Here is a 7,651-nt window from a genome sequence, read left to right as displayed (position 1 = left end):
ACCAAGCGCCATGAATATCTCGTACTTGCTCCTGTATGATCAACTCCACACCAGGACGATTATAGTACTCTCGTTTCCCGACTGTCCATGTGGTTTGGTCAGCCCACCGTGTACGGAATAACTTGTCTGATAAAATATGAGCAATATCAGGATCATAAGAGGTATCAAATGTTTCATAATCTAGTGCTTCACCTTCTGAAAAAACCTTGCCTGTAAACCTAACATCCGGCTGCGCGACCGGTCGTCGATGTACATAAAGCAGTTTTTTAACAGGCTCTGACCATTTGCTATAAGCAGAAAGACCAGGGTTGTCTTTAACTCGGAAGGTAATTTCATATACCCCAGGTTTCTCTAGCGCGTTTATGGTTGATCCATACGTTTTTCCGCTACGAATGCTCAACCCTTCTGGATTTTCAAAGAAGTTTGGATTATGGCTGTAGCTCCACTCTTCTGCTCCCATTGGATCTTTTTCAACGTCATTGAACAGTTTTTCATAAGAGATCGGATCATTGACGAGAACGGAATCATAGGTTTGTTCGGTGTAGGTGTCACCATAGTTCGTTTTCTTCACATTAGAGAATACAGCGTTGGATTGCCCAAGTGACATTAATCCCGCGTTGCCTCTTGTATACGTACCATCGGCAACCTCTAGTACTTTCACATAATTCACGTATACGCGCTGAATACCATTAACCGATTCTACTTTAATCGGATACGTGTTAAATGCAGTTCGTGTCATAGGTGCAGATTGCAATAACGTTTTCGCACCATTGACCACACGGAATAGCGACAGGGTGTTCTTGCTCCACTCCATAGCATACATATTCTTCTCATTCTGAATCTGAAAAGCAGCTCCGATAACCTTGTCGTTTCTTAAATCACTTACATTCGCATGAAATTCTAAGGCGTAGTTTTTCATAGAGCTTCCTGCATCATAGAGCAGTCCGCCCCAATCGTCGCTCGTAATTTCAACGGTATTTGCATCTATTTCCTTTAATGTTCCATTAGCGTTAGCTGAAACAAAAGGCATGACATTTTTTTCGTAAAAAACATAAATGGAGCCATCGGGTAAAATAGGGGTTGATGTTCCTGATTGCTTTTGATTATTTCCTGGTTCTGGTCCGGAATATGGCGTCTGGGCAATGACACTATTGGTTGTTGCGTTATACAGCGTGGCCCATATTTTTTTAGGTGCATCGGGATCACCCCAAGAGCTTCCCACACCCATAAACGATGGATAAATAATCTGATCGTATTGATTGATAAATATTTTACCAAGGTTTGCACCATAATCTACACCTTGAAAACCGCCGTGTTGGTCTCCATAGTAATTRAAAAATGCATTATACGATTCGTGCGTTCTACCTTGGGAATACGTCAATAAATTGGAAAATACGATTGGATTTGCATTGGGTGCTACATCTGAATAACCTAATGGATGTGAACTTTCGTAACTGACAAYCCTTCTTCCAAAAGCRCTCTTAAATATTTCTTCACCGTAATAGTYAGTACCGCTCTCAATTGCCTCAAACATAGTAGTACCTGTTTTACTGCTACCCATGGACACATAATTTACATATACAAATCTTTTTGAATCAGATATGGAAGCCGCAGATAGTCCAATTGCACCCCCTACAGTAACGGTACGAGCTACACCATTTTTTTTCACTTGTACAACGAGACCTCTCACTCCTCCTAAWCCAGAAGAATAGCGATCTTCAAAGTTATACGTRAAGTAYGCATCTCCGTTATCATCTTCGGTCAAGTTRATGTTTGWAATAAATCCWCGATCCAAGTTCTCYCCTGGYGCTTCCCACACTAAGCTTTTCGTTTTTAAGGAGTATTTGAAAATTCGCAATTGATTATTGTAATTATAATTATATTGYTCTGGCACATCATACGAGAATTTACTAGCYACATACATATAYTCGCCATYATWTGAKATTTGCACGAGAGCCGGTCCAATTCCGCTGCCTAGTCCGCTAGGTGATGTTAAACTAGATTGCAAATTAATTGAATCAAGATATACACCATTTTTATCGTACCTCGCAATGACCGCTAAATACGGGTTGGCTGCATTTTGTCTACTATCTTTAAAGTAAAATGTTTCATCTCCGCCAATTTCCATAAGCGTGAAGCCACCTGGGGTATCAAAATTAACCGTCCTCAAAAGCTCACCTGTAATTGAATTTCGTTCATAAAATGTATAGGGATAGTTAGGCAAGCTATAATTTTGATTATAAGAATATAGTCGGTTYCCACCGAAAACCTTGTTGAATAATATTTCTGTAACTGGCACACTCCAAGTGGGTTTAGCAACAATATCTGCAGCAAGCTGATATTTGGTTCGTGAGTTCGCTCCATTTCCTGAGTTCGGGTATCCAACAGAAAAGTTTGCGTATACTCCATTTTTTGTCGATAGTGTAGTAGCATCCGCTTTCCATGCCGCTTTTTGGGCATTTCCACCTTTGTATGGCGTCTTAGCCGTCCAAGAACGGAAAATCGATTGTGTTGAGTAGTTCGTAACTGGTGGGCCGCTGTCTTCTCCCTGTCCTGGCTGCTGGGTAGTTCCAAACACGTTGAAGTTAGCAGACGGCGCGTAGTTCAGAATATCAGTAGTAGCAATGCCCGAACTACCTTTTAACCCATAGTCTTCTGTCACGGTAGCACGATATTGCCTCTTCCCTACTTTGGAGTAATTGAGCGAATGTGTTGTTTTAAAAACTCCATCATATAAGGCTTTCCACGCTTCTTCCTCATAGTTTCCATCACCATCTTGGTCATATCGCTCTTCGAGAAAAAGATGATTTAGAATATCGCCGTCAGGACTCTCAGCATCGATATAAAGCATAAATCCGTTACCTCGATATGATTCTTCAGGCGCTATCACTTCGACTGTAGGTGGTTGATCAGGTATAACCTCCATAATCAAATCATCCCAATCACTAGCTCTTCCAGTCGTGTCATAAACCTTTCCTTCAATACTATATTCGCCTAAATTAGCAGGCGTTAYGGTRAACCASCCATTTGTATASGCTGCATCRCCYACTTTTTTATARCGCATCTCYGACTTGCTAAAATCWATTTTTTCGCCTCTATCCTCTAAWGGWGTATACGARTTTAARAGRTTGTAWGGCCGCTCTARMGGTCTYCCTTGTAYMACACGTGTTATTCCYGAYACGATRGCTACTGGTTTGGGATCKACAACCCGAAGYAATGCAGTATCYTTTTGMGATCCACCAAATTCATCAGTTACGAYAATTTCAGCYGTATAAAACCCAGGATTTGAATACGTCTTGTACAAAAACTCAAAGTCTGTATTATTTGGTAGTACTGCGCTCAAGTTTTCCGTGAATGTCCATGTGTAGCCGTTCAATCCTTTTGACCGATTTATAAGCGAGGACTTTTCCCCTGCAATGATACTAGGGGGATCAAATTCTATATCCGCTTTTAAATCAGGTTTAGGTGTAGGTGTTGGCTCAGGAGTTAGCGTAGGGCTTGCGCTTGGGTTAGGCGTTGCTTTATTTGCCACGTTTATTATCAGCTGCGCCCATTCCGAAACTTTTTTTGCGCTATTGGTGACACGCAGCTCAATTATGTATTTCCCTTCAGCAGCAAAATCTTTTGCTGTTGGTTTTGTCGCAATCGTTTTACCTGTTGGGTTTTTATATTTCCATTCTCGAATGGTGATTGATTCCTTGCCTGGTGAATAGGAGAGTTTGTCATCAAGCATCGGCTCTGTTGCCGGCTTCATGGTTATTTCGGGGGTTGTTCGATGGTCTCCCTCTTTATGAGAGATGATAGCTATTGGAGTAGTGGGTTCGTTCTTTTTGTTGAATGCAATTTTAAAATCTTTGGTGTTGTTATTTTCGTTTGATTCGATGACGGCTTCACCAAAATCAGTCTTCGCTGTGAAGCTCTTAATTCCGCTTGATGCTGAGGATACATTGACGGTCACTGTTTTGATTTGTCCGGGAGGTATGTTTGAAATGAGTTCTGATTTAATTGTTGTGCCAACAATACCTACCGTAAAAGCGCCGCTAGTTTCTTTACCTTGATTTTTTGTTGTAATCTTTATTGGTACCGAATCGCCTACCCACGCGTCAGTTGGACTAATCAACTCACTGATAATGAGGTCAGGCTGTTTCTTAACCTCTAACTTGTTTAATGGTGGTATATAAAACATCTCGTACCACCAAGATCCGTCAGGTTGCCAAATATTCCACATTTGAACAATCCCAGGAGTGTAGTCTGTTGGTACTTGCTGGATAATCACATAGTCTTTAAGCGTATCTCCCGTCCATCCTTTATTTGTTCGTTTATTATAACTCTGAACAAATGTCGGAGATTCTTTATATGGGTCTACAATAGCCTCCAACCATTTTTTCGCATCAGGATGGGATGTTAATAATGGAGTTGGGGTAATTTGCTTACTTTCTCCTACTGATGTATTCCAAGGTGTTTTCACCCAATTTTTAGCTACATTTAAGGTAGCTCTTGAATCACTACGAAATAACCAGTTACGATAAAGATTTCCGTTAATATCCCAACCAAGGTAACGCCATTGTCCTTGATCAAACGTATTTCCCTCTGCTGTAGAGATGTGAAGGGGAGATCCGTATACAACCAACTTCCCAMCCATACCGCACTTATTTGAAAGAAAGTTTCCGTTTAATGCTTTTTTTCCCTTTCCAGATTCTATAGAAGTAGGAAGGTTGTTCTGCTCAATTAGAATTAACGCCTCTGAATCATAAGATGATGGTAGAGGGCAATCTTGGCTACCTGCTGCTTCAACATTAAATGGGAAAGACGTTACTAATAGTAAAATTATCAAAGTCAATATTATATTTTTTCGTAGTTTCTTGTACAAGTACATCATTCTCCAATCCGGATCATTACTGTTTTGTTATCATTCCCCTTATAAACTTTAAAAGTGCGATTATCGTATTTAGACTCGAACACACTATTTGAATTAGTAGATTCTAAACCATTAACTTTGATATAGCTCGCATAGGCCTTTTCAAAAGATTTTGGATAATAATATTTTAATAATTCTTTAACAATGCTTTGGTTTTCAGACGTAGATTCTGAAATAATAATTGATGTTTTTTTTAATTCACTTACGTATTCAATGGCTAGTGTATTATCAAAATACTCATCTGATCCTTTTGAGTTAATCAATACAATTCCATTATGACCAAAAGTCGTATTCCCTTTAAAACCTGATAATGACTTAATCATTGTATTAAGTTGTTCTTTTGTCTTGGGATATGACGTAACTGGCGCTGGAGGATTCTTCGCCATCAACGTATTCAGAATCATCACCACTGCCTCAGCACGAGTTGCATTCTTCTCCCCGCCCATCGAACCATCGGGATAACCCTTCATAATTTCCAGTTTCTTTGCCACAGCCAAATAACCCGACTTTACGCCTTCGGCATCTTTACCTAGCGCACGGATCGTCATACGCGCGATCTCTTCTCGCGTAATCATACGATTTGGTTCAAATGTATTTTCTGGATAGTCCCCAACCTTAATAATGGATTGCTTCAATCCTGTTGCAATGTACGAGCGGAACCAACCCGTATCATCAACAAAAGGCGTATCTGTATCTTCCACTTTCACCTTCATCGCCGCCACAATCGATTTCAAAAATTCTGCGCGCGTCATGTTCGCATTTGGCTTAAATGTTATTGCATCATAACCATTAATCCATCCTTGATTAACAGCCGTCGCAATTTCATCCTTTGCCCAATGCGTTTTTGTATCTGTAAAGGCAACTGCTGCCGCAGCTATCTTCGTATTTATAAGAATCGTCACCAATAACGTAATTGCGAGCATGATTTGTCCTATTTTCCGCATATTTAACCACTCCATTTATTAGGATGATAAAAATTCACCAGTGAACTAAAAAACATTTTTAACACATTTTTTTACAGCAACATCATAATCATTCTTCTTGCCCGTCTCTTTTCCCTTCTTTTCTTATCCCCTTTCCCTCCAAAGTTTCCCGTATTTCGACAACATTCCTTCCCCCCATCAGCAGGCCACTCTCCCAAGAAACACTGCTGAAGCAACGCAAAAAAGCACGCCCCTCCCTCTATCGAGGGAATAAGCGTGCTTCGCTATCCTACATATCAACTACAGCAAATGTTACTTCACACCGGAGAATCTGTCAATATATAGGTTTAATCACTTCTATCGTTAATGTTTTTTGATTTTATTATATTCTGCTGCTTTTGATTCTTTTTATAATATTTCATAATAAAAGATACAATAACGAAAACCGATCCTAATAACCCGATATACATATAGTAATCAGGATTGTCCGTATTAATTAAGCCGCCGCCTCCAAAGATGACTGCTAGTGGAATCCCAAATATGAGCAATAATCGATCCACCTTCATATACAGACCTCTCCCTCCAAGTTTTAAAGATACATTTAACACTTTGAAATTCACATCATCTTTTATAGATTAACAATCAACTTACCGATCAACAACGAAAATAGATTTAGTGTTTTCCGAAATCTATTTTGCGCACGCACATTTTTGCTTTAACAAAAAAATACAGAGCATTGAGGTTTATTCCCCATCCATGCTCTGTATCCCTATTCATTATGACTATACTTTCTCTCCAACTAAGAACTAGACTGAACAACAAGCGGTTTATGCTTGAACAACGGAACAAGGAGCAGCATACCCAAGAACATAATCGATCCCGCGACGCAATAAATGCCGACGAGCGGAAACACCGTTTTGAGCTGTCCGGCAACAAGTGTCATAATAACCATCATTCCCATAAACATCGGGGTAAGCACGCCATTGACCCGTCCCGTATAGGACTCCTCCGAATATTGCAAAATCATTGTGCTAATACCGATTTGAATCATCGGGAAACCTAAACCGCTAATAAATTGCAGCACTAATGTAATCGGTATGCTTGTTGATAAGCCTACACCAATCATACAAAGCGAGCTCATCAATAGGCCAATTGCGAGCAGCTTTTGCGGAGCTACTTTTTTGGCTATAACCATGACAGCCCCGCCGCCAACCAGCATCGCTATCCCGTTAACCATCAGAATATATTGCAAAAACTCCTTAGGCTGACCCAGACGTTCAAGCACGATGAACAAGCCAAGCGTCTGCGCAATTCCTACCGCCGTGCCCGCTAATGCAAACGTACCTCCAAGGGCTTTCAAGACTGGACTGCGCCATACATACTTGAATCCATCCTTGAACTCTTTCCAGAAATGCCTCTCCAATGCAGCGTCTGTTTTCTCCACTTCACGATCACGCGGAATTCTGAACAAAACGACAGCGGAGAGCAAGAACGCTACACCCATTACTCCAATGGAAACTTCGATGCCGAACTTTTGGTACGATATGACACCAAGTGACGGACCAAGCACCATGAATATCGCCATAAGCGATTGGAACATCGCCATCGCTGATTGCAATTGCTCTGCTGGAATATGCTGCTTAAACAGCTTCATAGCAGAGGGCTGTGAAAATTGTGATAGGATTGCCGATACAAACGTTGCAAAATACACCATATGCCACGAACCGTAAAGCAATGTAATCAGTACAACAAACACAGATAACGCTGATAAAAAGTCACACCAAATCATCGTGAGCCGCGGCTTCCAGCG

General features: G+C 40.7%; 4 protein-coding genes. All 4 read right to left on the bottom strand.

What is annotated here, in order from left to right; all coding sequences use genetic code 11:
• Nucleotides 1-4,870, bottom strand: a 4,870-nt coding sequence (locus AC1DSE_RS26075) for an Athe_2463 domain-containing protein (protein WP_477528415.1), incomplete at its 3' end; no start/stop codon positions are given.
• 5 nt (nucleotides 4,871-4,875) lie between these two features.
• A complete protein-coding gene (locus AC1DSE_RS26070) occupies nucleotides 4,876-5,862 on the bottom strand; it encodes an S-layer homology domain-containing protein (protein ID WP_477512650.1) in 987 nt (328 codons plus the stop codon).
• Nucleotides 5,863-6,188: 326 nt separating this feature from the next.
• Nucleotides 6,189-6,407: a hypothetical protein gene (locus tag AC1DSE_RS26065; protein ID WP_477512649.1), complete on the bottom strand. Its 219-nt coding sequence runs from the start codon at nucleotides 6,405-6,407 to the stop codon at nucleotides 6,189-6,191.
• Nucleotides 6,408-6,640: 233 nt separating this feature from the next.
• A partial coding sequence (locus AC1DSE_RS26060; RefSeq protein ID WP_477528414.1) for an MFS transporter occupies nucleotides 6,641-7,651 on the bottom strand: 1,011 nt, incomplete at its 5' end.

The organism is Paenibacillus sp. 01L418 (assembly GCF_056400045.1).
Note: the sequence above shows the minus strand (reverse complement) of the source record. Positions and strands in the feature narration are given on the sequence as shown.

Excerpts from the sequence above, each read along its gene's own strand:
- AC1DSE_RS26070 (WP_477512650.1), bottom strand. The coding sequence starts at position 5,862 with ATGCGGAAAATAGGACAAATCATGCTCGCAATTACGTTATTGGTGACG.
- AC1DSE_RS26065 (WP_477512649.1), bottom strand. The coding sequence starts at position 6,407 with ATGAAGGTGGATCGATTATTGCTCATATTTGGGATTCCACTAGCAGTC.